The sequence below is a fragment of the Mesorhizobium sp. B1-1-8 genome (assembly GCF_006442795.2).
Lineage (GTDB): Bacteria > Pseudomonadota > Alphaproteobacteria > Rhizobiales > Rhizobiaceae > Mesorhizobium.
Genome location: NZ_CP083956.1, coordinates 496,233 through 521,161 on the forward strand (window position 1 = coordinate 496,233; position 24,929 = coordinate 521,161).

Sequence of the window (24,929 nt, forward strand, 5' to 3'; positions counted from 1 at the left end):
GCCGACAATATCTGCGTCATATTGCATGATTTGTTAACAGATCAACGACCGACAGCTTGGGAACTATTCGGCTGGCAGTCGGGCGAGCGGAACTGCACGCCGCTGATCGTATCGCGCCCGTTGGCCGACTGCGGCTCGGCGCCCGTCGCGCTGACCGTCTGAGCTGGCGTCGCACTGCCAACAAGCGGCTACCGCGCCACAGTCAGCGCTGCAACCCCGGCAATCTCACAGATCAACCCCACGGATCGAGACTTCCATAAGGAGGTTGGTGAGCCGACGAAGTTCCTGTCCAGATAGCGTCTCATCTGCGCAGACGCTGGTGAACTGAGCCGCAAGTCTGCTGGCACCGCGCGCCTAATCGCCAATCGGTCGGATATCGGCATCGGCCACGCAATAGGGCGCGTAGCGGAAATCGCGGATGCCGGCGACCTGGTCGCCGCGCCATTCGAGCAGCATGAAGCCGCGCACGTCCCCATCCCCGTGCGGATCGCGGATCAGGATAGCCGGCTGGTTCTCGACGAAGCCGAGCGACAATGCCCAGTCGCTGATGCGGTCGTAGTTGCCGAAATAGGTCGAGGCCTGCTTCTTGCCGCTGAGGCGGATGCGGTTGACGACCTCGAGCTGGATGTCCTCGGCAATCAGCGCCCTGACCGCATCGAAATCGCGCGCGTTGAACAGGTCGACATAGCGGCGCAGGCGGCGTTCCTCGTCGGCTTCGAGTTTCGGCATGGGGGCTTCGTCCGGCACCGATGCCAGCGTTCTCAATTCCGCCCGGCCGCGATGCAGCGCCGCCTTGGTGGCGGCGAGCGTGGCGCTCGTCACCTCGCAGGCTTCCTGCAGGCTGAGGCCGAGCACGTCAACCAGGATCACGGCGCTGCGCTGCGCCGGCGAGAGCCGCATGAAGCTGCGCAGGCTGGTGGCCGCGGCAATCCGCGCGTCCGCGCTTTCTGCGGGGTCCTCTATTGTCGTCATGTCGGTCTCGATCATGCGCGAGCGCTCCCGCTGGCGGCGGCGCAGATGATCCTGCGCCGCGTTGTGAGCGATGCGAAAAAGCCATTGCTGCGGACGGTCGACCACCGCGCCGCCGTCGAGGGCCTGCAGCGCCTTCAGTACCGTCTCCTGCACGATATCCTCGCCGTCGATGACCGAACCGGCCATGCGGGCCGCGTAGCGGTGCAGTTTCGGCCGCAGGCCGGCCAGCATCGCTTCCAGCGCCGCGCGGTCTAGTTTTGCTGCGCTCATCGGTTTCCCTCTCCGCACGCGATCCGGCACGGCGCAAGGGCCGTGCCGGATATCGCTGGTCAGGCCGGCACGGTTTCGGCGGCGCCGGCCAGCATACGATAGTCGCCGACGATCTTCGCCGCCGATCTGGCAAGCGGCGTCGAGCGCCTTTCGCTATGATCGGCGCCGAAGGCCTTGAAGGCGTCAAGCTCTGTGATCGCCGAACTATCCTTGTCGAAGCCGACGAGATGGACGAATTCGCCATTCTCCAGTTCCAGCACGAGATAACGCACCGATTGCGGCTGCTTTTCGTTCAGCGCTTCGAACACCTTTGCCACCAGCGCGCGATTCTGCGCGATGCTGGCATCTTTCACGCCGTAGCGAATGAGGTTGTAGGCCATGGTTGGTCTCCTGTCTGGCAAGTCTGCACGAAGAAGACGTTCCATGTAGCCGAAAGGATTCTCTGCACCCGTCGGAATCTTTTTGGCCACCTCGATCGTCTTTCACCGTTGAGACCGCGTCGCGGTCTCCGCGATGAGGAGAGACATCATGCATATCCAGTTTGCCGAACTGCCGGTCTTCGACCAGGACCGCGCCAAAGCGTTCTACACCGGTCACCTTGCTTGCCAAGTCATAACCGACCAGCCGATGGGCGACGGCGGTTGGCGCTGGATCGAGCTGGCGTTTCCGCATGCGGTTACCAATCTGCATTTCATCAGGCGGCCCGACAATGCACCAGGCGCGGAGCCGGTGCTGGTTCTGGTCGATGAGGATGTCGAAGGGACGGTCGCGGCGCTGAAGGAGCGCGGCGTCGAGATCGTCACCGAGCCGCAGCAAGCGCCCTGGCAGCCGGGCCGCACCGTCGCCGAGTTCCGCGACAGCGAAGGCAACCGCATGATGCTGGCCAACCGTTAGAGCACGGCTCCCGAAAGTGTGCAGCGGTTTCGGGACTTAAAATCAAGGACCTGAAGCAGGTCGCGTGAATCCTTTTTCACGCGACATGTCAGGCGACCGCCTTGGCCATCGCCCGCCTGGCGCTGCGGCAAGCGCAGCGGTCGGATCAACGAGTTTAGGGCGTATAGGCCAGTGCCAAAATTCGTGGACGGGCGGTACAACGCACCAGCAAACGTCGGCCGGATGACGTGGCCGCTTCGCCTGATTTCAAATCCACGGAAATGTCATCGAATTCCAGCATTCGGCCGTCGAGCGGAAACGACGCCTTGTAAACTGCCTCTTTCGCCGCGAACAGCAGGCGGCCGCCTATTCCCTGATCGAGGTTGCCCAACCTGTCATGTGACGTGATCACAACAGCTCGGAGGTCGGGAGGCAATGGCAACATTGGCTCGACGTCGACGCCGACGCTTCTCACCGACGGACTTCGCATAGCGACCGCCGCGACTGCCAGCTCTTCGTCATGTGCGATGGAACCGACGATCCCCGGCGGCCACATGGGACTGCCCAAGGGGCCCCGGAGTACGGCTACATCCTCACATCGCAGGCGTCGCAGCAATTCATGCACGATCCTGCGACCCGCTCCACTCGCGGCACGAGCCTTGCGGTCGCGCGTGGCCATGGAATCGCGCTCCGCCGGCAGCAGGAACTGTTCGTCGCCGCCGCGAATGCGACGGCAACCGGTCAACAGGCCGGGCGGGCCAAGGGCTTTCAGTGCCTCGGCGACGGCTAGCTCGGATGGTGCACTGTCCGGCTGGATGGCCAACCCGTTATGGCCCCAGTTCGCGTACGGCGATCATCTCGTTCTCCTCGTCCAGCCCCTTCTCGACGAATCCGAAACTTGCATAAAGACGGCGCGCGGCCAGGTTTGCCGGCTCATAGCAGATCGAAATGCGGCGTACATGCTCCAAGCGCCCAATCTCTTCCAGCAGCCTCGTGATCGCGGCGCGGCCAAGTCCCTTGCCCTGTTCGCGGCGATCGATCATGAAACGGTAAATGGTTGCCTCATCGTCGTCTTCGGGCGCGCTGTACATCAAAAAACCGACGACGCGGCCGGTTGCGACTACGGCGCGAGCTATGGCTTCGTCGTCCTGCCGAGCCTCTTCCAGCGATTCGGCATTGGAGGCGACAAAGCCCTGTTGTTCAGGCATCAGTTCGAGATCGAGGACCGCGGATCGATTGCCTTCGCCGACAGGTTCAAGCAGAACCGGCTGTTCAGTGTTGCGCATTTCGGCGGAGCGCGTCACGGCGCCTGGCCGATTTTGATCGCGCGGGCATCTATCGGCGTCACGACGCTATAGAGCTTGGCCGGATTGCCGCGCCAAACAGTGTTGGGCTCGAGGACTTCGCCTTTCATCACGAAGCAGTCGACGTCAGCGACCGATCCTTCCCCCATGACTACCGCATAGTGGATGAAAGAGGAGGGGGCGAGGGTGCAGCCGTCGCCGATACGGATATAGTCGGACTTGAACGCACCTTCCTCCAGCGAATGCGCCTGGATGACGCAGCCCTCGTTGAGGGTCGCGTCGTTGCCGATCTCGACCAGCGACCGTTCGGTAATGATGCTTCCACCGTCATAGACGCGCCGCCCGACCTTCACGCCCAGCATGCGCAGGATGAGCGGCCTGAACGGGGTGCCGGTGAACAGGCCCATGATCGGCGAATCCGACAATTTCCAATGGCGTTCGTGCCGCCAGAAGACAGGGTCGTAGATTGTGGCCATGCGCGGCTTCAGCCGGCGGAACCCGAGGCTGGCGCGTTCGAGGAAGATGTAGAACGGAATACCAATCGCCGTGGTCAGCACCACCGCCACGAACAGAGCCGTCTGCCCCCATTCGGTATAGTAATTGAGCCCCCGGTCCCAAATGGCGAGCGTCAGGAACAGGATCAGCCATTGCGCTGCGACGAACAGCAACGCTGTGACGAGATTGTGGAGGTTCTTCAGCGGCAGGCGGCGATGCTTCTCCTTGTCGGAAATCAACCCGAGCAGTTCTTTGTCGCGGTTGACCATGCGCGGGATCTCGAACGGTGGCGAGCCCAGCAGGCCGACGTTCTCGCGGACAGGGCCATCCACCGGGACATGGACCTTGGTTCCGAGCAGGCAGTTGTCGCCGGTACGGGAATCCGGTGAATAGATGATGTTGTTGCCGAAGAAATTGCGATCGCCGACCCGCGTGTGCTCGAGGCGGAAGGAGTTGGCCGACTTTTGCATGTTGACCATGAACAGGCCGTCGGACACCATCGTATGCGAGCCGATTTCGCTCAGCTGCGGATTCTCGTGCCTCTGGTTGGTGCCGAAATTCGAGCCGGTCTGATCCACCTTGTTCAGTCGCCAGCCGATGGCGCGCAGATAGTAGACGACGGCCGAGCTGTCGCCGAACAGCACGTTCAGCAGGCGTACATTGCTGACCAGTTCCAGCATCGATTGCAGCCAATAGTGGAAGCCGTAAAGCGAATAGTCTCGGCCGGGTTTGAGCAAGAGGTTGAAGAGCCGCGGCACGATGGCGGCCAAGAGCACCCCGCCGACAATGAATCCGGCGACGGTGACCGTGGTGCCGATCGCTACGATGCCGATGGTCTCCTGATAGTCGTCGCCGACATTTTCCCAATAGGTGTGGAAGAGCAGCGGGAACGGCGTGACGATGGCGAAGAGGATGACGAGCTGGATCGTCTCATAGATGACCCGGCGCACTCGCGACAGCGGCATGTTGGGGACGGTGCAGTAGTTCGCGTCGGTCGGGATCGCCGGCGAACCGTGCCAACGCTCGCCGGCGGGGATAACCTGTCCGCGATGCAGCGAGGAGGCGTGGCCGAGTTGCGCGCCATCGCCCATCCTTGTGTCGATGTCCAGGGTCGAGCCGACGCCGACGAAAGCATTGTTGCCGATGTCGAGCGGCCCGGTGTGGATGTAGCCCGCCTGCGCGCGGAAGCCGAGGATCATCGAATCCTTGCGCAGGATCGAGTTGTCGCCGATCGTAATCAGGTCCGTGCAGACGGGAACGGAGCGGCACTCGATGACCGTGCGGTTGCCGAGCCGCGCACCGAGCAGGCGCAGATAGAGGCTGTAGAGCGGGCTGCCGCGAAACAGCACCACCGGCGCGCTGCGGACCAGCGTCTTTACGACCCAGAAGCGATAGTATCGCCAGCCCCAGATCGGGAACGTCTCGGCCTTCCAGCGGCCAACCAGCAGCCATTTGGCGACGATGGCAACGCCGCTGAGCCCGAAGAACACGGCGGCGGACAGAAGAACGCAGCGCAGATAGAGGCTCGGCGCGTCGTCCAGGGCATCATAGACCCAGTTGAGGCCGTCATTGATCGCCCACAGCGAAAGATAGCTGTAGACCGCGTAGAACATCAGCTGGCCGAAGCCCGTCCTCCAATAGGCAAGATTGGAGGCCCGATGTGTCAGCATCGGCTCGCTTGCGGCCACCGCGGTCATCTGCGGCGCGCGCAGGTGATCGGCGAGCTTCGCAACAGTGGGATACAGGTAGATGTCGCGCATCGAGGTTGTCGCCCAGGCCTTGCGGGAACGGATGCGCGCGCAGAACCGGGCCATGAGCAGCGAATTCGCGCCGAGATCGTCGAAGAAGTGATCCTCGATGGAGATGTCCTCGAATTTCAGCACGTCCGCGAGCGTGTCCACGAGAAACTTCTCGTCCTCGTTGCGCGGATCGATCATCGCGTGTCCGGCCGCGACGCGCGCGCTTGTCGGCTTCGGCAGTTTCCTGAGATCGACCTTGTTGGAAACCGTCATCGGGATGGCGGGCAGCTGCTCCAGATACGCCGGCACCATGTAGTCGGGCAGCCGTCGCTTCAGCTCCTGCACGAGCATGGTGCGGTCCACGCCTTCGCCGCCGCTTTTGGGCGCATAGTAGCCGACCAGCTCCGTGCGTTCGGGCTCGATCTCCCACGTCGTGACTGCCGCCTGCGCGACGCCCGGCTGATCCAGCAGCACGGCCTCGATCTCGCCGAGCTCGATGCGATAGCCGCGGATCTTGACCTGTGTGTCGATGCGGCCGTGATATTCGATGTCGCCCTGGTCGTTGATGCGGCCAAGATCGCCCGTTCGATAGATACGTCCGCTTGGATTATTCGGCAGACCGATGAAATCGTGAATAAATTTCTCGTCCGTCAATTCCGGCCGGTTGAGATAGCCGACCGCCACGCCCATGCCGCCGATGCAGATCTCGCCCAGCTCGTCGCCAGTCAGCACCTTCGGGTTTTTCGGGTCGAGAATGGCTATCGAATAAGTGGGCAGCGGGCTGCCGATGGTCACCGGCTTGTCCGGCGTCAGCAACGCCATCGTGGCGGTTACCGTGGCCTCGGTCGGGCCATAGGTGTTCAGGATCTGGCGGCCGGGCTTTGCCCAGCGCGTCACGAGCTTCTGCGAGCAGGCCTCGCCGCCGACCAGGATGGCGCGCAGACTGGCCGCGTCGCTCTCGATCGAAGAGAGCAGTGTCGGGCTGCAGGCCATGCATGTGATCTGGTGTTCACGCAGGAAGCTGGCCAGCTCCTCGCCCACGAGAGGCTGCTGGCCGGGTGCCGGCACGACGGTGGCGCCTGCGGCAAAGGGCACCCAGATCTCCTCCGAGGAGAAGTCGAAGGCGATCGTCATGCCCTGGTACACGCGGTCGCCCGGCTGATAGCCGTAGGATGCCGTGGCCACCCGAATGAAGTTGCAAAAGCTCTGATGGGTGATGACCACGCCCTTCGGCTTGCCCGTGGTGCCCGACGTGTAGAGGATGTAGCAGGTCTGGTCCTGACTGCCGTCCGGCAAGGGCGCAGTTTCCGGCTTGAGCGCGATTTCGGACTCCGCGGAGTCGATCGAGATGTGCGGAACCGGCAGGCGCGCCACGCGGGCCGCATAGCCGGAGACGCTGATCACCATCGTGACATTGGCGTCCTCGATGATCATCACCATGCGATCTTCGGGGAACGCGGTGGCCAGAGGGACGAAAGCCGCCCCAGCCTTCATCACCGCAAGGATGGCGATATAGGTCTCTGCCGATCGGTCCAACAGAAGGCCGATCCTGTCGCCCGGCTTCACTCCGCGCTCGATCAGCAGATGCGCGAACTGGTTGGCACGGTTGTTCAGCTCTCGGTAAGACCAGGGCCGGCCGTGAGAAATGACTGCCGGCGCGGCATCGAAGCGGCTCGCCAGATCGCTGAAGAACCGGTCGAGTCTCTCATGCGGCTCACCCTTCTGGATGAAATCTGGGCCGATGAGGATCTGCTCGCGGGCGGGCGGTCCTGCCGTTACTTTCGCATGGCGGGAGTTTTGCCCGGCGGGCTTGGTTGCTTCATTGAGAGACATTGGGAACCCCGCGAGCTCGTGTTCGCTCGCACATGCCGGGATTGGCGAAAAGACGATAAGTTGGTGATGTCGGGTCAGTTGTCCCCCTGACCCGACCGACTTGGCCGGGCGTGTCGGAACGGAGCTGGACCGATTTCCGCCAGCCCTATGGTGCTGCTCTGATGGCCGATCCGTGACGATCAGGCGACCTCACGATTATTTGATCAGGTCGTGCCTTATGCGGCGATCAATCGCCGGACTCGTCGTCAACCGACCGCCCTGGCCGCCGCCCGCCCGGCGCTGCGCCCAGAAAAGATGCAGCCGCCGAGGAAGGTGCCTTCCAGCGCCGCGTAGCCATGCACGCCACCTCCGCCGAAGCCCGCCGCTTCGCCCACCGCAAAGAGCCCCGGCACCGGCTGTCCGGTGGCATCGAGCACGCGGCTGTCGAGGTCCGTCTGCAGCCCGCCCAGCGTCTTGCGGGTCAGGATGTTGAGCCGCACCGCAATCAGCGGACCGTTTTCCGGATCGAGCATCTTGTGCGGCTTCGCCGTGCGAATCAGCCGGTCGCCGAGATAGGCGCGCGCACCGCGCAGCGCCGTGATCTGCATGTCCTTCGAGAACGGATTGTCGAGCTGCAAGTCGCGGGCGCGGATCTCGCGCTCGACTTGCGCCACGTCGAGCAGCGGTTCGCCTCCGGCCAGCGCGTTCATTCGCGCCACCAGCTTCGAAAGGTCGGCCTCGATGATGAAATCCTCGCCTTTTTCCATGAATGCCTTTACCGGGCCGGGAATGCCCGAGGTGGCGCGTTTCAGCACCTGGCGCCAGCTTTTCCCCGTCAGATCCGGGTTCTGCTCCGAGCCCGACAGCGCGAACTCCTTCTGGATGATCTTCCTGGTCAGGATGAACCAGGAATGGTCGAAGCCGGTGCTCATGATGTGGCTGAGCGTGCCGAGCGTGTCGAAGCCCGGATAGAGCGGCACTGGCAGTCGTTTGCCGCGGGCGTCGAGCCACAGCGAGGACGGGCCGGGCAGGATGCGGATCGCATGGTCGGTCCAGATCGGCGCCCAGTTCTTGACCCCTTCGACATAGTGCCACATGCGGTCGCGGTTGATGACCCTGCCGCCGACCGCCTCCGTGATCGCCAGCATGCGGCCGTCGACATGGTCGGGCACGCCGGTGATCATGCGCTTCGGCGCCGCGCCCAGCCGCTGCGGCCAGTTCTCGCGCACAAGCTGATGATTGCCGCCGATGCCGCCCGATGCGACGATCACCGCTTGCGCATGAAGTTCGAAATCGCCGGCTGCATCGCGCGAACTCTTGCGGCCGCGCTCGACGGTGCTCGGTTGCAGGATGTCGCCGCACACCCCGGTCACGGTGTTGCCGGTCCGTGTCAGTTCGTTGACCCGGTGGCGGAACCTGAAACTGATCAGCCCGCGTCTTTCAGCCTCGCGGACGCGCTGGACGAACGGTTCGAGCACGCCGGGTCCGGTGCCCCAGGTGATGTGGAAACGCGGCACCGAATTGCCGTGGCCGACGGCATTGCCGCCGCCGCGCTCGGCCCAGCCGACGACCGGGAAGAACTTCAGCCCGCGCTCGATCAGCCAGGAACGCTTCTCGCCGGCGGCGAAGCCGACATAGGCTTCCGCCCATTTGCGCGGCCAGTGATCCTCCGGCCGGTCGAAGGCGGCGGTGCCCATCCAGTCCTCGAGCGCCAGATCGTGGGAATCGTGGATGCGCAAGCGCCGCTGCTCGGGCGAATCGACCAGGAAAAGCCCGCCAAACGACCAGAAGGCCTGGCCGCCCAGCGACTGCTCCGGCTCCTGGTCGACGATGACGATCTTCCTGCCGGCCTCGGCCAACTCGGCGGCGGCGACAAGGCCGGCCAGCCCAGCGCCGACGATAATCACGTCCGCGTCGTCAGCCATTCTTCCTCCCCATTAGCCGGCTAAAGCAATTTCAGGAAAAGTGTGAAACGGTTTCCGTCCGGAATTGCGTTAAGACAAAGGGTCAAACGGTCTCCCAGCCGTCCTTGCCGCCGGCGCGGAAGATGGCGTCGATGACCTTCTGGTTGAGCACCGATTCCTCCAGCGTGAAGACGCGCTCGCTACCGCCCTGGGCGGCGCGCGCAAAAGTCTCGACCTCCAGCCGGTACTGTTGCGTGCCGGGAAAGCGGAACACCTGCGCCTCGGTATGGTTCTGGTTGTGCAGCTCGATGCGATGGTGGTCGTAGAGCCCGGCGTTGAACGGGGAAAAGACCTCGATGAAACCCTTCTCGCCGTGGAACACCATCACCTGGCGTGCCGCCATCTGCGTCGACAAATAGAAGGACAGCTCGAAGTCGCCGAAATCGGCTCGGATCGAGGAGTAGATGTCGGTGCCGAAAGTCTTGTCGCGCTCGATGCTCGCCTGTACGCGCAGCGGCTCCTTGCCGGTCGAGAACCGCGTCGACACCGTCGGATAGACGCCGATATCGGGCAGCGCGCCGCCGCCGAGATCGAGCTGGTTGCGCATGTTCCTGGGGTCGACATTGTAATAGGAAAACGCGCCCTGCACGTGGCGCAGCCGGCCGATGGCGCCGCCGGCGATCAGGTCGCGCACCTTGATCCATTGCGGATGGTAGACGACCATGAAGGCTTCGCAGACCAGCACCTTCTTCTCGTCGCGCAGCTTGATCAGCGGCGGGATGTGCTTGGCGTCGAGCGCCAGAGGCTTTTCGACCAGCACATGCTTTCCCGCCTCGATGGCCTTGGCCGTCCATTCGACGTGCTGCGATGTCGGCAGCGGGATATAGACGCCGTCGATGTCGGGAGAGGCGAGCAGTTCCTCATAGGAACCGAAGGCATGCGGCGCGCCGAAGCGGTCGGCCAGCGCGCGGGCCTTCGACAGATCGCGGCTGGCGATCGCCGACAGCACGCCGTTCTCCGCATCGACGATTGCCGGCAAAAGCTGCTCGCGGCCGATCTTGGCCGTCGACAGAACACCCCATCGGAACATCGCGCTTCTCCATGTCGATTTACATCGATGGAGGTGTGCCTCAATTCAGGAGAAAAGCCAATTGGGTACTGGCGCATCGACCGCACCGTCGTCATCCTCGGGCTTGACCCGAGGATCCATTCCGTGACCTATGACCTAAAGTGCGACGGTGCAGAATTCTGTAACCGTTGCAATGCCTTAGCGTCACGGAATGGATCCTAGGGTCTGCGCGCGTCGCTTCGCTCCTTGCTTCGCCCTAGGATGACGAACCCGAGGAGGCGGGGCTTAGAACTAACCCCTCTTCCCCGTCAGCGTCATGTTGAAGTCGACGACGTTGGAATAAAGCGGCGTGCCGACATCCATGCCGTAGCGCGACCGCAGCACCTTTCCGGTGACGTGGAACTGGATCGTACCGGCTTTCAGGCCGCCGAGCTCGGCGGTGAATTTTTCCGGAAACGTCTTGCCGCGCGCCGTCAGCCGGCCGGTGACGGTCGCCGTCGTGTCGCTGGTGCGGGTTACACTGGTCGAGTGGAACTGGATCTCCGGGCTGTTGGCGGCGTCGAACACCGCGTCGGAGCGCAGGAAGGCGTCGATGCGGCTCTGGCCGGTGCCGACGCTTTCGGGATAGATGGTAAGGTCGACCTTCGAGCGTCCGACATCGCTGTTGTCGATGCGGATGGTGCCCTTGAAGCGGGCGAAGGCGCCATCGAAACCGCCGCCGCCGGCCTTGCCAATGGTGAAGCGGACGGAGGAGCCCGCCGCGCTGATCGTATAGCTGCCGGCGGCGTCGTTGAGCGCCACCGCCGCAACCGCGGGCACGGCAAGGCATGCGGCAAAGGCCGCGAATCCAAGGATGCGCGCATACATGGGTTTTTTCCTTCTTGAGACACGCAAAAACTTGCGTTCGTGGGTATGAACGAATGAGCCCTCCGCTCTATTCCCGGCTACGAAGGCGTGATCATGCGCGTCAGCACGCTGTCGCGCAGCAGGAAATGATGGCGCAGCGCCGCCACGGCATGCGCGGCGACCAGCGCAATGCCGGCATAGGCGAGATACCAGTGCGCCGACGTCCAGAAACTTTCGGCGGCATCGGATTCGGCCAGCGGCAGGTTCGGCATCACGAACAGATTGAACGGCATGCTCGGGATTTCCAGCGTCGAGACCGAGACCAGCGCCCAGCCCGAGAGCGGCAGGGCGATCTGAAACGCATAAAGCGCCAGATGCGCCAGGGGTGCCGCCCGCCGCTCCAGGGTTCCGACGGAGGGCGGCAAGGCCGGCGCCGCATTGCCGATCCGCCAGGCGATGCGCAGGATGACCAGCCCAAGCAGCAGGAAGCCGAAGGATTTGTGCAGCTGGATCAACTCAAATGATGTACGCTGGCTTGCCGCCCGCACCATGGCGAAGCCGAGCACGAACTGGCCGATGAAGATGATGCCGATCAGCCAGTGGAGGGCGATCATCGCCCAGCCATAGCGGGTTGCGGTGTTGGTGAGGGATTGCATGCGAGGCGAACGAAGCCGGCGATCAGATGGTCCTCGTCGAGGATCAGCGGCCCTTGCGCGGCGATTTCTATTTCCTCGCCGTCCCTTTCGAATTCCCAGCGGTAGAGGATGCCGCTGGAGAAACGAAAGCGGATGCAGCGGTGATCGGCAAGCTCGCGCGGATGGCGTGGCTTCGGCATCGCCTCGAAATAGGACGGCGCGCCGACGACGGCGCCGCGAAGGTCGGGCCCGATGCGCACCGCGATCATGTCGCGCTGCAGGCTTTCGCCGAGCCGCACGCCGGCGTCGAAGCCGCCTTCGACGACGTCGGTGAAGCGGTCCTCGATGACGATCTCCAGCACGATGTCGGGATAGGCCGCGGCAAAGGCGCCGAGCCGCGGCGTCAGCACCAGATGTGCGGCGGTGCGCGGCACGCTGAGCCGCAGACTGCCCGCCGGCCGGTCGCGCGCCTCCACCGCTGTCTCCAGCGCCAGGTCGATCTCTGAAAGCGCCGGCCGCAGCCGTTCCAACAGCTGCGCGCCTTCCTCGGTCGGCGCGACGCTGCGGGTGCTGCGCGCCAGCAGCCGCACGCCTAGCCTCGCCTCGAGGCTCGACACCGCATGGCTGACCGCGGACGGGGCGATGCCAAGCTCGCGCGCGGCGCCGCGGAAGCTGGCGCATTGGGCGACCGTGGCGAGCACGGCCAGTTGGGAAAGGTTGGTGCGGTTCATTGATCTATATTACAGAACAAGCTGTGCAAAAGCGACATGGTTATCGAACGATTGGCAAGCCGCTATCTCCCTGGCATCGCAACAAGGAGAGCGACGATGCAAACCCGCAAGCTAGGAACTGAACTGAACGTCTACCCCGTCGGCCTCGGCTGCATGGGCATGAGTTTCGCCTATGGCGGCCAAGAGGAAGCCGACGCGATCGCCACGCTGCGCCGCGCCGTCGAGATCGGCGTCACCTTTTTCGACACGGCCGAGGTCTATGGTCCCTATGAGAACGAGATCCTGCTCGGCAAGGCGCTGAAACCGCTGCGCGACAAGGTGACGATCGCCACCAAATTCGGCTTCAAGATTGCCGAGCAAGGCTCAGGCATTGACCGCATGGTCGGCGTCGACAGTCGCCCCGAACATGTCAAGGCGGTGGCGGAAGCATCGCTGAAGCGGCTGAACACTGATGTGATCGATCTCTATTACCAGCACCGCGTCGACCCGAACGTGCCGATCGAGGACACGGTCGGCGCCATGGCCGAGCTTGTGCGCGAGGGCAAGGTGCGCGCGCTCGGCCTGTCGGAGGCGAGCGCCGCGACAATCCGTCGGGCGCATGCCGTGCATCCGATCGCCGCCGTGCAGAGCGAATATTCGCTGTGGAGCCGCGATCCCGAGGACGAGGTCTTCGCCGTCTGCCGCGAGCTCGGCATCGGCTTTGTCCCCTACAGCCCGCTCGGCCGCGGCCTGCTCACCGGTGCGATCGGCAAGCCCGATGTGCTGGGCGCGGATGATTGGCGCCGCGGCCTGCCGCGCTTCCAGGCCGACGCCATGGCGGCCAACAATGCCGTCATCGCGGTGCTGGAAAAAATGGCGACTGAAAAGGGCGTGACCCCGGCCCAGCTGGCGCTGGCCTGGGTGCTGCACCAGGGCGATTTCATCGTGCCCATCCCGGGTGCGCGCAAGATACGCCACCTCGAGCAGAATACCGCGGCGGCGGGAATTGAGTTGAGTGCAGCCGAGGTCGCAGCGATCGGCGAAGCGCTGTCGCCCGACAAGGTGATCGGCAAGCGCTACACCGAAGCGGCGCTGGCGCTTGTGAATGGGTAGGCAAAAGGGGCGCTTCGGGTTTTGTTGAAAGGTCGGCGCTTGAACCCCCCTCTCTGTCCTGCCGGACATCTCCCCCTCAAGGGGGGAGATTGGCTGTCATCGCCGCTTTCGCCAACTGCCAACGTTGCTTTCGCCAATTACCAACGTTGAAGGAAGGGTGGAGCGCCAAAACTGCTGATCTCCCCCCTTGAGGGGGAGATGGCCGGCAGGCCAGAGAGGGGGCCTCGCGCCGACGTATCTCCCTACCAAGGCACCACGCTGATCTCCGGCCAGCACTCCCTCGCCCTCGTTCCCTTCGCCTCATGCGTCCGCCGATTATCCATCACCCGGTTCGGCGTGATCCGAAACGAAAACACATCATCCAGCCCAAACGGCGCCACCAGCTCCAGCTGCCCGTCTCCACCGAACCGCACCCCGACCGCATGTGTCTTCGAGGCAAAATAGCCGACGGATTCGCTTGAGCTCATGTAGCGCGGGCACTCCTGACCGAACTTCTGCGGATACCACAGATGCACCCGCGCCTGGTTGCGCACCTCGACCGGCAGCGGCAGCCTTTCGAAATGCGGCGCCGCCCGGCGGATGACCGTGTCCTCGGCCTCGTAAGAGAGATCGGCATCGTCGAAATAGAACAGGTCGACGTCCTTGATGCCGTAACCCGAAGGCTTGCCGGTCAGATGGTTCCAGATGCTGTTGTAGAGCGCGCCGGACACCACGAGCCAATCCGGGAGAGCGAGCGCGCGCACCCGCGCCAGCGTTTTTACAAGCAGCGGGTCAGTGGCGACGATGTCGAGAAACGCCGCGCGCTGCTCTTCGAAGGGGAGTCCGGAATAGCGGAGATGGTCCATCGCCCTTTGGAGGGCGATTCGCCATCGTTCCGCAATGCCTTACGCTCTGAGCACGCCGCCGGTCTGCTTGTTGACATTCTCGACAATGCGCCTGGCCAGCGCTTCGAAATCCTCGTCGGTCAGCGTTTTCTCGACCGGCTGGATCGACACTTCTATCGCGATCGACTTCTTGGCCGCGCCCAGCGAAGCACCTTCGAAGACGTCGAACACCGAGACGCCGGTGACCAGCTTCTTGTCGGCGGCGAGTGCGGCTCGCACCAGCGTGCCGGCCTCGACCGACCTGTCGACGACGAAGGCGAAGTCGCGCTTCACCGCCTGGAAGGGCGAAAGCTCCAGCTTCGGCTTGGTGCGCGTCGGCTTGGCCTTGGGTTCCGGCACCGCGTCGACAAAGACCTCGAAGCCGCAGAGGGGCCCGGAGACGTCGAGCGCTTCAAGCGTCTTCGGATGGAATTCGCCGAACGTGCCGAGCACGGTCTTCGGCCCGAGCTTGATCGTGCCGGAGCGGCCTGGATGGTACCAGGCCGGACCACCGGGCTCGATCTGCAGCCGGTCGACCGGCGCGCCGCAGGCTTCCAGTGCTGCGATGGCATCCGCCTTGGCGTCGAAGACGCCGACGGAGCCGGCATTGCCGGCCCAGCTGCGGCCGGAGCCGTCGAGCTTGGCCGTGCCGCGCCGCACGCCGGCGGCGACGCGCCGCTGCTGGTCGGCGCCGTCGCCCTCATAAGTGCCGGAGACCTCGAACAGCGCCACGTCGCCGATGCCCCGGTCGGCGTTACGCTGTGCGGCCGCGATCAGACCGGGCAGCAGCGAGGGCCGCATGTCCGACATGTCGGCGGCGATCGGGTTGGCGAGCTTCAGCGCCTGCTGGCCGCCGCCGAACAATTCGGCGTGTCTGGCCGGGATGAACGACCATGTGACGGCCTCCATCATGCCGCGCACGGCCAGCGCGCGCTTGGCCGCGCGGGTGCACACCTGCAGCGTGGTCAGGATCTTGCCGTTGACCGCATCGTGCGCGGTCAGCGGTTGCGGCGCGATGTTGTCGACGCCATGGATGCGCATAATTTCCTCGACCAGATCGGCCTTGCCGTCGACATCCGGCCGCCACGACGGCACCTCCACCTTGACGACGTCGCCCAATCCCTTCGGCTCGAAGCCGAGGCGCGTCAGGATGTCGAGGCTCTCCGCCTTCGGCACTTCGATGCCGGTCAGCCGCTTAACCTCCGATAGCGGGAAGGCAACGATCTTCGGTTTGTGGCCGGCATAGCCGGCCACCTCGATCTCGCTCGGCGTGCCGCCGCAGAAATCGAGCACCAGCCTGGTCGCGAGCTCGATGCCCGGCACCATGAATTCGGGATCGACGCCGCGCTCGAAGCGGTAGCGCGCATCCGAGATGATGCCGAGCGTACGGCCGGTGCGGGCCGTGGTGATCGGGTCCCAGAGCGCGGATTCGATCAGCACGTCGGTGGTGTTCTCGTCGCAGCCGGAATGCTCGCCGCCCATGATGCCGGCGATCGATTCGACGCCATTGTCGTCGGCAATCACGCACATCTCCGGCGTCAGCGAGTATTCGCGCCCGTCGAGCGCCAGCACCTTCTCGCCCTCCTTCGCGCGGCGCACCACGAGGTTGCCGGCGACCTTGGCGGCATCGAAGACATGCAGCGGCCGGCCGCGGTCGAAGGTGACGTAGTTGGTGATGTCGACCAGCGCGCTGATCGGGCGCAAGCCGATGGCGATCAGCCGCTGCTGCAGCCATTTCGGCGACGGGCCGTTCTTGACGCCCCTTACCAGAGTCAGCGCGAAGCCGGGGCAGAGTTCCGGCGCTTCGATCGTCACCTTCACCGGGCACATGCCATCGCCGACATGCGGCATGATCGCGCCGCCGGTAAGCCGGCCGAGCCCGCTCGCGGCGAGGTCGCGGGCGATGCCGTAGACGCTGGTGGCGTCCGGCCGGTTCGGCGTCAGGTTGATCTCGATCACCGGGTCGTCGAGATGCGCGTAAGCGGCGAAGCTGGTGCCGACCGGTGCGTCTTCGGGCAGGTCGATGATGCCGTTGTGCTCGTCGGAGATTTCCAGCTCGCGCTCGGAACACATCATGCCATGGCTCTCGACGCCGCGGATCTTGCCGACCGAGAGCGTCACGTCGATGCCCGGGATGTAGGTGCCGGGCGCGGCGAAGGCGCCGATCAGGCCGGCGCGGGCGTTCGGTGCGCCGCACACGACCTGGACGGGCGCCTTGCCGTCGCCGGTGTCGACGGTCAGCACGCGCAGCCGGTCGGCGTCGGGATGCTGCGCCGCCGTCAGCACCTTGGCGATGACGAAGGGCTTCAGGCTCGCCTTGTCGTCGACATATTCGACCTCGAGGCCGATCGCCGTCAGCCGCTCGACGATCTCGCTGAGCGATGCGTCGGTCTCGAGATGGTCCTTGAGCCAGGAGAGGGTGAATTTCATGACTGTGTTCCGTCTGGTCTTTGCCCGTCCGGGCTTCGCATGTCTGGTCTGGGCACGCTGGTTCGCAGATGGCGCGGCAAGTCGTCCGGCATGTGCAGGAAGGGCAACTGCTCGCGCACATAGGCGTGCAGCGTCGGCTTGAAGTAGGCCGGCATGTCCATGGCGCCGAGCATGAAATAGATATGGCCGTTGAGCCGCTGATCGACATAGGCGATCGGCGAGCCGCAAATGCCGCAGAAGGAGCGCGTCACCGGGCCGTTCTCGAACGTCTTCAGCGCCTTGCCCTCAAGCGCGATCTGGTCGGCCATGAAGCCGACAAAGGCCGACACCGGCGCGCCTGTGGCGCGGCGGCAGTCGCTGCAATGGCAATAGGAGATGTGGTGCGGCTCGGCCGAAGCCTCGAACCGCACCGCGCCGCAGCGGCAGCCGCCCGTGTGCGGGGCGGTCATGTCGAAAGCCCCCCGAACAGCGTCGGCAGGTCGAGCGGCCGAAAACCGTAGTGCGACAGCCAGCGCACGTCGGCATCGAAGAAGGCGCGCAGATCCGGCATGCCGTATTTCAGCATGGCGATGCGGTCGATGCCCATGCCCCAGGCAAAGCCCTGATATTCGTCGGGATCGAGCCCGCCGGCCTTGAGCACGTTGGGGTGCACCATGCCGCAGCCAAGGATCTCCATCCAGTCGGAGCCTTCGCCGAAGCGCACTTCGCCGGGCCGCGAGCGGTCGCACTGGATGTCGACCTCCAGGCTTGGCTCGGTGAACGGGAAGAAGGACGGCCGGAAGCGCATCTTGACGCTAGGCACCTCGAAGAAGGCCTTGCAGAACTCCTCCAGCACCCACTTCATGTTGGCGACATTGGCAGACTTGTCGACCACCAGCCCCTCGACCTGATGGAACATCGGCGAGTGGGTGGCGTCGGAATCCTGCCGGTAGGTCTTGCCGGGGATGACGATGCGGATCGGCGGCTTCTGCCGCTTCATGGTGTGGATCTGCACCGGCGAGGTGTGGGTGCGCAAAAGCTTGCGCTCGCCATTCTCGTCCGGGTGGAAGAAGAAGGTGTCGTGCATCTCGCGCGCCGGATGGCCTTCGGGGAAATTCAGCGCGGTGAAATTGTAATAGTCGGTCTCGATGTCCGGACCTTCGGCAATGGCGAAGCCGAGATCGCCGAAGATCGCCGCGATCTCGTCGATGACCTGACTGATCGGATGGATGCGGCCGCGCTCGGCCGGCGACTGCCGCACCGGCAGCGTCACGTCGACCGTCTCAGCGGCGAGCCGTGCGGCGATCGCCACGTCCTTCAATTCGGCCTTGCGGGCCGTCAGCGCCTCGCTGACGCGATTCTTAAGGCCGTTGATCGCCGGACCCTTCACCTGCCGCTCCTCGGCGCTCATGGCGCCGAGCGTCTTCAGCATTTCGGAGACCGAGCCCTTCTTGCCCAGCGCCGAGACGCGCACCGCCTCGATCGCCTGCTCGTCGGCAGCCGATGCGATCTCGGCAAGCAGCGAGGTTTCCAGGGCTTCAAGATTTCCAGCAGTGGCGTTCACGGCGAAACTCTCTTGATCAGGCGACCGCCGGCACCGGGCGTGTCACCAATTAGGTTGCATCAGACATAAAAGAACCCGCGCCAGCCGTGCCAGCGCGGGTTCCCTAAAATCAGAATTGCGAATGCTTGGGAAGCGCTGGCTTAGGCGACAGCGCTTTCAAAAGCGTTCGGCGTGGTGTTCTTCAGATATTCGAGCGCGACCTTGGCCTTGGCGACCAGCGCGGCGAAAGCCTGCGGCTCGTGGATGGCCATGTCCGAAAGCACCTTGCGGTCGATCTCGATGCCGGCCTTGTTGAGGCCGTCGATGAAGCGGCCATAGGTCAGGCCGTGCTCATGCGTCGCGGCGTTGATGCGCTGGATCCACAGCGCGCGGAACGACCGCTTGCGGTTCTTGCGGTCGCGGTAGGCGTATTGCAGCGACTTCTCCACCGCCTGCTTGGCGATGCGGATGGTGTTCTTGCGGCGGCCGTAGAAACCCTTGGCGGCTTTCAGGACCTTCTTGTGCTTGGCGTGGGCGGTGACGCCTCTCTTTACGCGTGCCATGTCATGATCTCCTTAAAAGCAATTCCGGAAAAGTGGCGTGCGGTTTTCCGTTCGGAATTGCGTAAAAACAAATGCGTTCCAGACCGAATGCTCAGAGGCCGTTCGGCAGAAAATTCTTGATGACCTTCTTGCCGTCCGGTTCAGCCAGAACCATCGTGCCGCGGGCATTTCGAATGAACTTGTTGGACCGCTTGATCATGCCGTGACGCTTGCCGGCCGCAGCCGACAGCACTTTACCCGTACCAGTGACTTTGAACCGCTTCTTGGCGGCCGATTTGGTCTTCATCTTGGGCATTTTGCTTCCTTTCCTGGAGGCCCACGATCGGGCCGTTGTTCGCTTCGGGCCGACCAGAGCCCGAAAAGCAAATGAAACCGCCACGGCATGCCCTGCCGGGCGGTTTTCTTGAACGGCGGTGCTATAGATCAAAGATGGCTTGTGCGCAACACCTCAAGCTCTGCGACGCTCTGTCCCGATCAGCGCCCCCGAATCATGGCAGCGTGAACCACACCGGCAGCATGCCCGACTGCTGCGCGCCGTCGATCAGCTCGAACGCCGGCAGCGCCACCAGGAACACCAGCCCATCGAGCAGCGTGGTGAGAAGCAGGCGCGGCTTGAAGCTGCCGGTATCGCCTTCCTGGTAGAGCGAGAGATTGGGAAAGAAGCGCGGCACGCGCGCCAGGTAGGCTTCGTAGGGGGCGCCGAGCGCCTGCCTGAGGAATTTCTCCTCGCGCAGGATGACGATGTGGAACGCCCCGGCGCACAAAAGCGCAAAGAGAATGATGCCGCTGAACGAGCCGATCTGGGCGCCGACGCCGGCGGCCGCCACGGTCGAGAACACGTAGAGCGGGTTGCGGGTGATCGAATAAGGCCCGCCGGTTACAACTTCGGAGGATTTGCGCCCGCCTATATAGAGCGTCGACCACAGCCGCCCGACAATGCCGAGGAAGATCAACAGCACGCCGAACATCTCGATCGATTCATGCATCCATGTCTCGGGCGCAAAGCTGGACTGGCCGAACAGCAGCGCCGCGAACAGCACCACGATGAGCGCCGCCAGCACCATCCTGCGTATGTACTGGTAACCGCCCAACCCTTTTATTTGGTCTGCAGGCGGGACGTTCACGTCATCGGCCATAAGAAAAATCCGATCGTCGAGGTTTGCCGGCGATCGGATAGAAAACAGGCGCCCCGCCGATCGTCGGGACGCCCTGCTCCGCAATTCAGGCAGATTTTAGAGCACGATACGGTGGCGGCTGGTCAATTCTGCTTGTAGTGGCCGTGATCCCGCGAACGCTTTGGTGGTCGCGCCGGCACGGATCGAAACAAGCTGGAAAGGACGGGCGCCCGCTGTCAGCGGGGCGCCAGCACCATCATCATCTGGCGGCCTTCGAGCTTCGGCTCGGCTTCGACCTTGGCGATCGGCGCCACTTCCTCGCGCACCTTGTTCAGAAGCTGCATGCCGAGCTCCATATGCGCCATCTCGCGGCCGCGGAAGCGCAGCGTCAGCTTGACCTTGTCGCCTTCCTCGAAGAAGCGCCGCACGGCCTTCATCTTGGTCTCGTAGTCGTGGCTGTCGATGTTCGGGCGCATCTTGATCTCCTTGATCTCGATGACCTTCTGGTTCTTGCGCGCTTCGGCCGCCTTCTTCTGGTTGGCGTATTTCAGCTTGCCGAGATCGAGGATTTTGACGACGGGCGGCTGGGCGTTGGGCGATATCTCGACAAGGTCGAGCCCCGCCTCTTCGGCGAGCAGCAATGCGTCGTTGATGGAAACGTCGCCGCGATTTTGGCCTTCGGCGTCGATGAGCTGGACTCGGGGAACCCGGATGTCTCGGTTGGAGCGCGGGCCATCCTTGGTGGGCGCCGCTGCTTTGAAAGGTCTGCGAATGGTCGTGGTCTCCTCGGCCGTTTCGTTAAGGGTTCTTTAGATCAAATACGTGGACGCGCCTATGTGGTGAGCGCGCGGCCGGAGTCAATAGCACAGCCTCGCCAGGAAATCACCTGCCCGCATGCCATTGCGTGCACCAAGCAAAGCCATTTGCCTGCACTAAGCAAAGAAAGCGCGCGAGCACTTTCCGTTGAACCACCGGCTGTGCCAAAAGACCGGCTGGAAGGACAAGGGTCATGACCGCCAGCGCGCCAGTTTTCCTCGACGTCGACGGATCGGGCATCGCCGTCAGGCAGGTGCCGGGCAGCGCACCCGGCATCGTCTGGCTCGGCGGCTACAAGTCCGACATGCTGGGCACCAAGGCCGAGGCGCTCTCGGCCTGGACCGCAAGCCAAGGCCGCGCCTATCTGCGCCACGATTATTCCGGCCACGGCGAATCGGGCGGCGCCTTCGCCGACGGCACCATCTCGAAATGGCTGGCGCAAAGCCTCGCCGTCTTTCGCCGCTTCAGCAAGGGCAAGCAGATCCTGGTCGGCTCCTCGATGGGCGCGTGGATTGCGCTGCGCATGGTGCAGGAATTGCGCAAGGCCGGCGACGGCCGCGTCGCCGGGCTGGTGCTTCTGGCGCCGGCGCCGGATTTCACCGTCGAGCTGGTCGAGCCTATGCTGACCGACGCGCAGCGGCAGGACCTCGAGGAAAAAGGTTTCTTTGCCGAGCCGTCCGACTATTCGGACGAGCCTTACATCTATACGCGCGCGCTGATCGAGGACGGTCGTGCGAACCGGGTGATGACCGGACCGATCGACACCCACTGCCCGGTGCATATCCTGCAAGGCCTTGCCGATCCGGATGTGCCGTCGGGCCATGCGCTGAAGCTCGCCGCCCTGCTGCCGGCCGACGACGTCACGCTGTCGCTCATTCCCGATGGGGACCATCGTCTGTCGCGTCCCGAGGATCTCGACCTGCTGTTGCGCGCGGCGGGCGATATGGTCCAGCGGGTCGCCTGAGAATGCGCCTTTCCATTCCGATATCGGCGTTTGTCGCCGCGATCGTCGGCTTCGGCGGCACGCTCGCCCTTGTCATTGCCGCCGCCAAGGCGGTCGGCGCCACGCAGGTCGAAACCGCCAGCGGCGTGACGGCGATCTGCCTGGCGATGGTGATCGAATGCCTGTGGCTGTCCTGGCGCACGAAGATGCCGATCATCACCGCCTGGTCGACCCCCGGCCTGGCGCTGGTCGCCGCCTCCAGCGGCTTCACCATGGCGCAAGCCGTCGGCGCCTTCATCGTCACCGGCGTCCTCTTGGTCGCCACCGGCCTGTTCAAGCCATTGACCCGGCTGATCGCGCAGATACCGCCTTCGGTCGCTTCAGGCATGCTGGCCGGCATCCTGCTGAGCTTCGCCGTCAATGCGGTCAAGACCATTCCTTCCGACCCCTGGCTGGTGCTGCCGCTGATTGCCGCCTTCTTCGTCATCCGGCTGTTCAATCCGGCGCTCTCGGTGCTGGTCGTGCTGATCGGCGGCGGTCTTGCTGCCTTCCTCACCGGCCGCGTCGGCGGCCTGCCGACGCCGGAACTGTCGACGCTGACGCTGATTGCGCCTGAGTTCAGCGCCGCGGCGATCATCGGCCTTGCGCTGCCGCTCTACCTCGTCACCATGGCCTCGCAGAACCTTTCCGGCATCGCCGTGCTCAGGGCCGCCGGCTACAATCCGGAGCCCGGCCCGCTGATCGGAGTCACCGGCCTGTTTTCGCTGCTCTCGGCGCCGTTTGGCGCCGCGACCACCAATCTGGCGGCGATCTCGGCGGCGATATGCACTGGACCGGACGTCCATCCCGATCCCGCCGAGCGCTGGAAGACCGGTCCGTTCTATGCGCTGGCCTACCTGATCTTCGCCATCTTCGGCGCCTCGCTGGTGGCGATCTTCGCCGTTCTGCCGCAGAGCCTGATCGTGCTGGTCGCCGGCCTGGCGCTGATGGCGCCGCTTGCCAACGCGCTGTCGATCGCGCTCAAGGACGAGGGCGAGCGCATGCCCGCTACCGTCACCTTTGCCGTCACCGCCTCGGGGCTGACGCTGCTCGGCGTCGGCGCGGCGTTTTGGGGCCTGGTTGCCGGCATGGTCGTGCTTTTCCTCGAAAAACTCAAAAAGCGATAATCATTTCAGTTGCTTCGCCGGTTTTGGGCGAACTTGTCTTGAATCGCCGATTTCGCCATCCCATTTCGATTCCACGCAGCCGGTTTGGCTGTCTCCAACGGAAGGATTGGGAGAAATGAATACGACCGCATTGATCCGTCCGGCGTGGACGCCGGCGACCATCGCGCTGATGGTGATCGGTTTCATGGTGTTCTGGCCGCTCGGCTTCGCCATGCTTGCCTATATCATCTGGGGCGATCGGCTCGAGGGCTTCAAGCGCGATGTCAATCGCGCCACGGACGGCATCTTCGCCGGCTGCCGCCGCCGCTCCGACAAGGCCGCCCGCTGGGGCCATGGCTCGGCCCGCACCGGCAACGTCGCTTTCGACGACTGGCGCGAGAAGGAGCTCGAGCGCCTCGCCGAAGAGCGCCGCAAGCTTGACGAGATGCTGACCGAGTTCGACGACTACGCTCGCGAACTGCGCCGCGCCAAGGACCAGGACGAGTTCGACCGCTTCATGGCGAACCGCAACAAGTCGACAGCGCCGACGACCAACGAGTCGGCACCGAAGGGCGACAAGGGCTCGAACCTGCTCGACGACTGAAGCCGCGCGACAGGCTTCGGCATGATAAGGCGGCGTCGCGCAAGCGGCGCCGTTTCTTTTTTGTTCTCTCTGTATCCTCACTCCACTAGTCGTTTTTCTCGAATCGCGTATCGTCCGGCCATGACCCTCGGCTTCTTCCGCACCCTGACCAAGCCCAAATCCAAGCCCGTGGTGGAGCGCGAGCATTGCGTCGCCGGCCGCACGCTGCCGCTCAAGATCGTCGAGAGCGCGCGCGCCCGCCGGCTGACGCTGCGCATCGATTCCGGCGGCCAGGGCCTGCGCATCACGGTGCCGCCGGGTCTGCGCCGCGGCGAGGTGGAGAAATTTCTCGACCGTCATCAGGACTGGCTGGAGCAGCGTCTGGCCAAGGTGCCGACAAGGCCGCAGGTGCGGCCCGGCATCAAGATCCCGATCCGCGGCGTGCCGCACCGCATCGTCCATGAGCCGGCAAAGCGCGGCACCGTCACCATCTTGCGCGACGAGCGCGGCCCGCTTCTGGTCGTGCATGGCGAGCGCATCCACCTGCCGCGCCGCATCGCCGACTATCTGAAGCGCGAGGCCAAGCGCGAGATCGAGAAGCTGGTGGTCAAGCACACCGAAGCGATCGGCAAGCGCGCCAAGGCGATCCGCTTCAAGGACACTTCCAGCCGCTGGGGGTCCTGCACGTCGGAAGGCAATCTGTCCTTCTCCTGGCGCATCATGATGGCGCCGGCACCGGTGATAAACTACCTCGTCGCGCATGAGGTGGCGCATCTGAAAGAGATGAACCATGGCCCGAAATTCTGGAAACTGTGCGAAAAGCTCTGTCCCGACACCGAGCGCTGCAAGGACTGGCTGAAGCGCAACGGCGGCGCGCTACAGGCGATTGTGTTTGAGTAGGGTGGGTTGGGCAGCGGCTGAGAGCCATCGAGTGCCAGCGCAAACGCTGGAGATTGGCCGAAGCCATCTCAGGTTCGTCATCCTAGGGCGAAGCAAGGAGCGAAGCGACGCGGCGCAGACCCTAGGATCCATTCCGTTACGCGCGAGCGCTGCAACGGTGCAGACCCTTGGGTGCCCGCAAGAACGATCGTTGCAGCACACTATCCCATTCTCCGCGGCAGCATTCTTCGGCAAAGGTAACGGAATGGATCCTAGGGTCTCCGCTTCGCTCCGCCCTAGGATGACGAAGGCGTGACTAGCGCCAGCA

Annotated in this window: 23 protein-coding genes and 1 pseudogene; 6 read left to right on the forward strand and 18 right to left on the reverse strand. The window is 64.0% G+C overall.

Translation table 11 applies throughout. The features are described 5' to 3' along the window. Positions 1-354: 354 nt before the first annotated feature. Both FJ974_RS02305 and FJ974_RS02310 read right to left on the reverse strand, forming a co-directional pair. Positions 355-1,242, reverse strand: coding sequence for an RNA polymerase sigma factor (locus FJ974_RS02305; RefSeq protein WP_140531162.1), 888 nt, complete (start codon positions 1,240-1,242; stop codon positions 355-357). A gap of 59 nt (positions 1,243-1,301) precedes the next feature. Beyond that, entirely contained in the window at positions 1,302-1,622 is a 321-nt protein-coding gene (locus FJ974_RS02310) for a hypothetical protein (RefSeq protein ID WP_226891447.1), read from the reverse strand. A 148-nt stretch (positions 1,623-1,770) separates the two neighbouring features. Between FJ974_RS02310 and FJ974_RS02315 the strand changes: the two genes are divergently transcribed. Next, entirely contained in the window at positions 1,771-2,136 is a 366-nt protein-coding gene (locus FJ974_RS02315; protein WP_140531158.1) for a VOC family protein, read from the forward strand. A gap of 154 nt (positions 2,137-2,290) precedes the next feature. Here FJ974_RS02315 and FJ974_RS02320 read toward each other — a convergent pair whose 3' ends face one another. The 8 genes and pseudogenes from FJ974_RS02320 to FJ974_RS02355 all read right to left on the reverse strand — a co-directional run. Continuing rightward, positions 2,291-2,938, reverse strand: coding sequence for a 4'-phosphopantetheinyl transferase family protein (locus FJ974_RS02320; protein ID WP_140531155.1), 648 nt, complete (start codon positions 2,936-2,938; stop codon positions 2,291-2,293). Positions 2,939-2,942: 4 nt separating this feature from the next. Continuing rightward, positions 2,943-3,419, reverse strand: a complete 477-nt coding sequence (locus FJ974_RS02325; protein ID WP_319023053.1) for a GNAT family N-acetyltransferase — start codon at positions 3,417-3,419, stop codon at positions 2,943-2,945. Beyond that, complete coding sequence (locus FJ974_RS02330; protein WP_140531152.1) at positions 3,416-7,486, reverse strand: Pls/PosA family non-ribosomal peptide synthetase; 4,071 nt, start codon at positions 7,484-7,486, stop codon at positions 3,416-3,418. The genes FJ974_RS02325 and FJ974_RS02330 overlap by 4 nt, the downstream gene beginning before the upstream one ends. A gap of 245 nt (positions 7,487-7,731) precedes the next feature. Further along, complete coding sequence (locus tag FJ974_RS02335; protein ID WP_140531148.1) at positions 7,732-9,390, reverse strand: FAD-binding dehydrogenase; 1,659 nt, start codon at positions 9,388-9,390, stop codon at positions 7,732-7,734. A gap of 82 nt (positions 9,391-9,472) precedes the next feature. Next, positions 9,473-10,459, reverse strand: coding sequence for a Gfo/Idh/MocA family protein (locus FJ974_RS02340; protein ID WP_140531145.1), 987 nt, complete (start codon positions 10,457-10,459; stop codon positions 9,473-9,475). 270 nt (positions 10,460-10,729) lie between these two features. Continuing rightward, positions 10,730-11,305: a YceI family protein gene (locus FJ974_RS02345; protein ID WP_140531142.1), complete on the reverse strand. Its 576-nt coding sequence runs from the start codon at positions 11,303-11,305 to the stop codon at positions 10,730-10,732. Between the two features lie 77 nt (positions 11,306-11,382). Continuing rightward, positions 11,383-11,940, reverse strand: coding sequence for a cytochrome b (locus tag FJ974_RS02350; protein ID WP_140531140.1), 558 nt, complete (start codon positions 11,938-11,940; stop codon positions 11,383-11,385). Between the two features lie 17 nt (positions 11,941-11,957). Beyond that, positions 11,958-12,650: pseudogene (locus FJ974_RS02355) on the reverse strand (LysR family transcriptional regulator); the annotation flags it as partial. Between the two features lie 96 nt (positions 12,651-12,746). Between FJ974_RS02355 and FJ974_RS02360 the strand changes: the two are divergent. Beyond that, positions 12,747-13,742 carry an aldo/keto reductase gene (locus tag FJ974_RS02360; protein WP_140531137.1) on the forward strand — a complete coding sequence of 332 codons (996 nt, stop codon included), beginning with the start codon at positions 12,747-12,749 and terminating at the stop codon, positions 13,740-13,742. Positions 13,743-13,984: 242 nt separating this feature from the next. On the opposite strand, the gene FJ974_RS02365 is transcribed toward FJ974_RS02360, so the two are convergent. The 8 genes from FJ974_RS02365 to infC form a co-directional block, all read right to left on the reverse strand. Then, positions 13,985-14,587, reverse strand: coding sequence for a nucleotidyltransferase family protein (locus FJ974_RS02365; RefSeq protein ID WP_140531135.1), 603 nt, complete (start codon positions 14,585-14,587; stop codon positions 13,985-13,987). Positions 14,588-14,626: 39 nt separating this feature from the next. Continuing rightward, on the reverse strand, positions 14,627-17,035 hold the full coding sequence (gene pheT / locus FJ974_RS02370) for a phenylalanine--tRNA ligase subunit beta (RefSeq protein ID WP_140531132.1): 2,409 nt from the start codon (positions 17,033-17,035) through the stop codon (positions 14,627-14,629). Then, positions 17,032-17,484, reverse strand: coding sequence for a GFA family protein (locus FJ974_RS02375; RefSeq protein ID WP_140531129.1), 453 nt, complete (start codon positions 17,482-17,484; stop codon positions 17,032-17,034). The genes pheT and FJ974_RS02375 overlap by 4 nt, the downstream gene beginning before the upstream one ends. Next, positions 17,481-18,578 carry a phenylalanine--tRNA ligase subunit alpha gene (pheS, locus tag FJ974_RS02380; RefSeq protein ID WP_140531127.1) on the reverse strand — a complete coding sequence of 366 codons (1,098 nt, stop codon included), beginning with the start codon at positions 18,576-18,578 and terminating at the stop codon, positions 17,481-17,483. Before pheS ends, FJ974_RS02375 begins: the two co-directional genes overlap by 4 nt. A gap of 140 nt (positions 18,579-18,718) precedes the next feature. Further along, positions 18,719-19,120: a 50S ribosomal protein L20 gene (gene rplT, locus FJ974_RS02385; RefSeq protein WP_042637600.1), complete on the reverse strand. Its 402-nt coding sequence runs from the start codon at positions 19,118-19,120 to the stop codon at positions 18,719-18,721. Between the two features lie 91 nt (positions 19,121-19,211). Next, entirely contained in the window at positions 19,212-19,415 is a 204-nt protein-coding gene (gene rpmI, locus FJ974_RS02390; RefSeq protein ID WP_140531556.1) for a 50S ribosomal protein L35, read from the reverse strand. A gap of 193 nt (positions 19,416-19,608) precedes the next feature. After that, on the reverse strand, positions 19,609-20,256 hold the full coding sequence (locus tag FJ974_RS02395) for a methyltransferase family protein (protein WP_140531124.1): 648 nt from the start codon (positions 20,254-20,256) through the stop codon (positions 19,609-19,611). Positions 20,257-20,471: 215 nt separating this feature from the next. After that, positions 20,472-21,008, reverse strand: coding sequence for a translation initiation factor IF-3 (gene infC / locus FJ974_RS02400; protein WP_140531121.1), 537 nt, complete (start codon positions 21,006-21,008; stop codon positions 20,472-20,474). 236 nt (positions 21,009-21,244) lie between these two features. Here infC and FJ974_RS02405 point away from each other — a divergent pair, with 236 nt between their 5' ends. The 4 genes from FJ974_RS02405 (at position 21,245) to FJ974_RS02420 (ending at position 24,622) form a co-directional block, all read left to right on the forward strand. Continuing rightward, positions 21,245-22,015, forward strand: a complete 771-nt coding sequence (locus FJ974_RS02405) for an alpha/beta hydrolase (RefSeq protein WP_140531117.1) — start codon at positions 21,245-21,247, stop codon at positions 22,013-22,015. A 2-nt stretch (positions 22,016-22,017) separates the two neighbouring features. Next, positions 22,018-23,160, forward strand: a complete 1,143-nt coding sequence (locus FJ974_RS02410) for a benzoate/H(+) symporter BenE family transporter (protein WP_140531114.1) — start codon at positions 22,018-22,020, stop codon at positions 23,158-23,160. A gap of 115 nt (positions 23,161-23,275) precedes the next feature. Next, complete coding sequence (locus FJ974_RS02415; protein WP_140531111.1) at positions 23,276-23,743, forward strand: DUF2852 domain-containing protein; 468 nt, start codon at positions 23,276-23,278, stop codon at positions 23,741-23,743. A gap of 120 nt (positions 23,744-23,863) precedes the next feature. After that, positions 23,864-24,622: a M48 family metallopeptidase gene (locus tag FJ974_RS02420; RefSeq protein WP_140531108.1), complete on the forward strand. Its 759-nt coding sequence runs from the start codon at positions 23,864-23,866 to the stop codon at positions 24,620-24,622. The last annotated feature ends 307 nt before the right edge of the window (positions 24,623-24,929 follow it).

What these genes read in the sequence shown, in the direction of transcription:
- FJ974_RS02310 (WP_226891447.1), bottom strand. Translation starts at nt 1,622, where the DNA reads ATGGCCTACAACCTCATTCGCTACGGCGTGAAAGATGCCAGCATCGCG.
- FJ974_RS02305 (WP_140531162.1), bottom strand. Translation starts at nt 1,242, where the DNA reads ATGAGCGCAGCAAAACTAGACCGCGCGGCGCTGGAAGCGATGCTGGCC.
- pheT (WP_140531132.1), bottom strand. Translation starts at nt 17,035, where the DNA reads ATGAAATTCACCCTCTCCTGGCTCAAGGACCATCTCGAGACCGACGCA.
- FJ974_RS02375 (WP_140531129.1), bottom strand. Translation starts at nt 17,484, where the DNA reads ATGACCGCCCCGCACACGGGCGGCTGCCGCTGCGGCGCGGTGCGGTTC.
- FJ974_RS02350 (WP_140531140.1), bottom strand. Translation starts at nt 11,940, where the DNA reads ATGCAATCCCTCACCAACACCGCAACCCGCTATGGCTGGGCGATGATC.
- FJ974_RS02415 (WP_140531111.1), top strand. Translation starts at nt 23,276, where the DNA reads ATGAATACGACCGCATTGATCCGTCCGGCGTGGACGCCGGCGACCATC.
- FJ974_RS02410 (WP_140531114.1), top strand. Translation starts at nt 22,018, where the DNA reads ATGCGCCTTTCCATTCCGATATCGGCGTTTGTCGCCGCGATCGTCGGC.
- rplT (WP_042637600.1), bottom strand. Translation starts at nt 19,120, where the DNA reads ATGGCACGCGTAAAGAGAGGCGTCACCGCCCACGCCAAGCACAAGAAG.
- FJ974_RS02330 (WP_140531152.1), bottom strand. Translation starts at nt 7,486, where the DNA reads ATGTCTCTCAATGAAGCAACCAAGCCCGCCGGGCAAAACTCCCGCCAT.
- FJ974_RS02395 (WP_140531124.1), bottom strand. Translation starts at nt 20,256, where the DNA reads ATGGCCGATGACGTGAACGTCCCGCCTGCAGACCAAATAAAAGGGTTG.
- FJ974_RS02335 (WP_140531148.1), bottom strand. Translation starts at nt 9,390, where the DNA reads ATGGCTGACGACGCGGACGTGATTATCGTCGGCGCTGGGCTGGCCGGC.
- FJ974_RS02420 (WP_140531108.1), top strand. Translation starts at nt 23,864, where the DNA reads ATGACCCTCGGCTTCTTCCGCACCCTGACCAAGCCCAAATCCAAGCCC.
- FJ974_RS02340 (WP_140531145.1), bottom strand. Translation starts at nt 10,459, where the DNA reads ATGTTCCGATGGGGTGTTCTGTCGACGGCCAAGATCGGCCGCGAGCAG.
- FJ974_RS02365 (WP_140531135.1), bottom strand. Translation starts at nt 14,587, where the DNA reads ATGGACCATCTCCGCTATTCCGGACTCCCCTTCGAAGAGCAGCGCGCG.
- FJ974_RS02315 (WP_140531158.1), top strand. Translation starts at nt 1,771, where the DNA reads ATGCATATCCAGTTTGCCGAACTGCCGGTCTTCGACCAGGACCGCGCC.
- FJ974_RS02405 (WP_140531117.1), top strand. Translation starts at nt 21,245, where the DNA reads ATGACCGCCAGCGCGCCAGTTTTCCTCGACGTCGACGGATCGGGCATC.
- rpmI (WP_140531556.1), bottom strand. Translation starts at nt 19,415, where the DNA reads ATGCCCAAGATGAAGACCAAATCGGCCGCCAAGAAGCGGTTCAAAGTC.
- FJ974_RS02345 (WP_140531142.1), bottom strand. Translation starts at nt 11,305, where the DNA reads ATGTATGCGCGCATCCTTGGATTCGCGGCCTTTGCCGCATGCCTTGCC.
- FJ974_RS02360 (WP_140531137.1), top strand. Translation starts at nt 12,747, where the DNA reads ATGCAAACCCGCAAGCTAGGAACTGAACTGAACGTCTACCCCGTCGGC.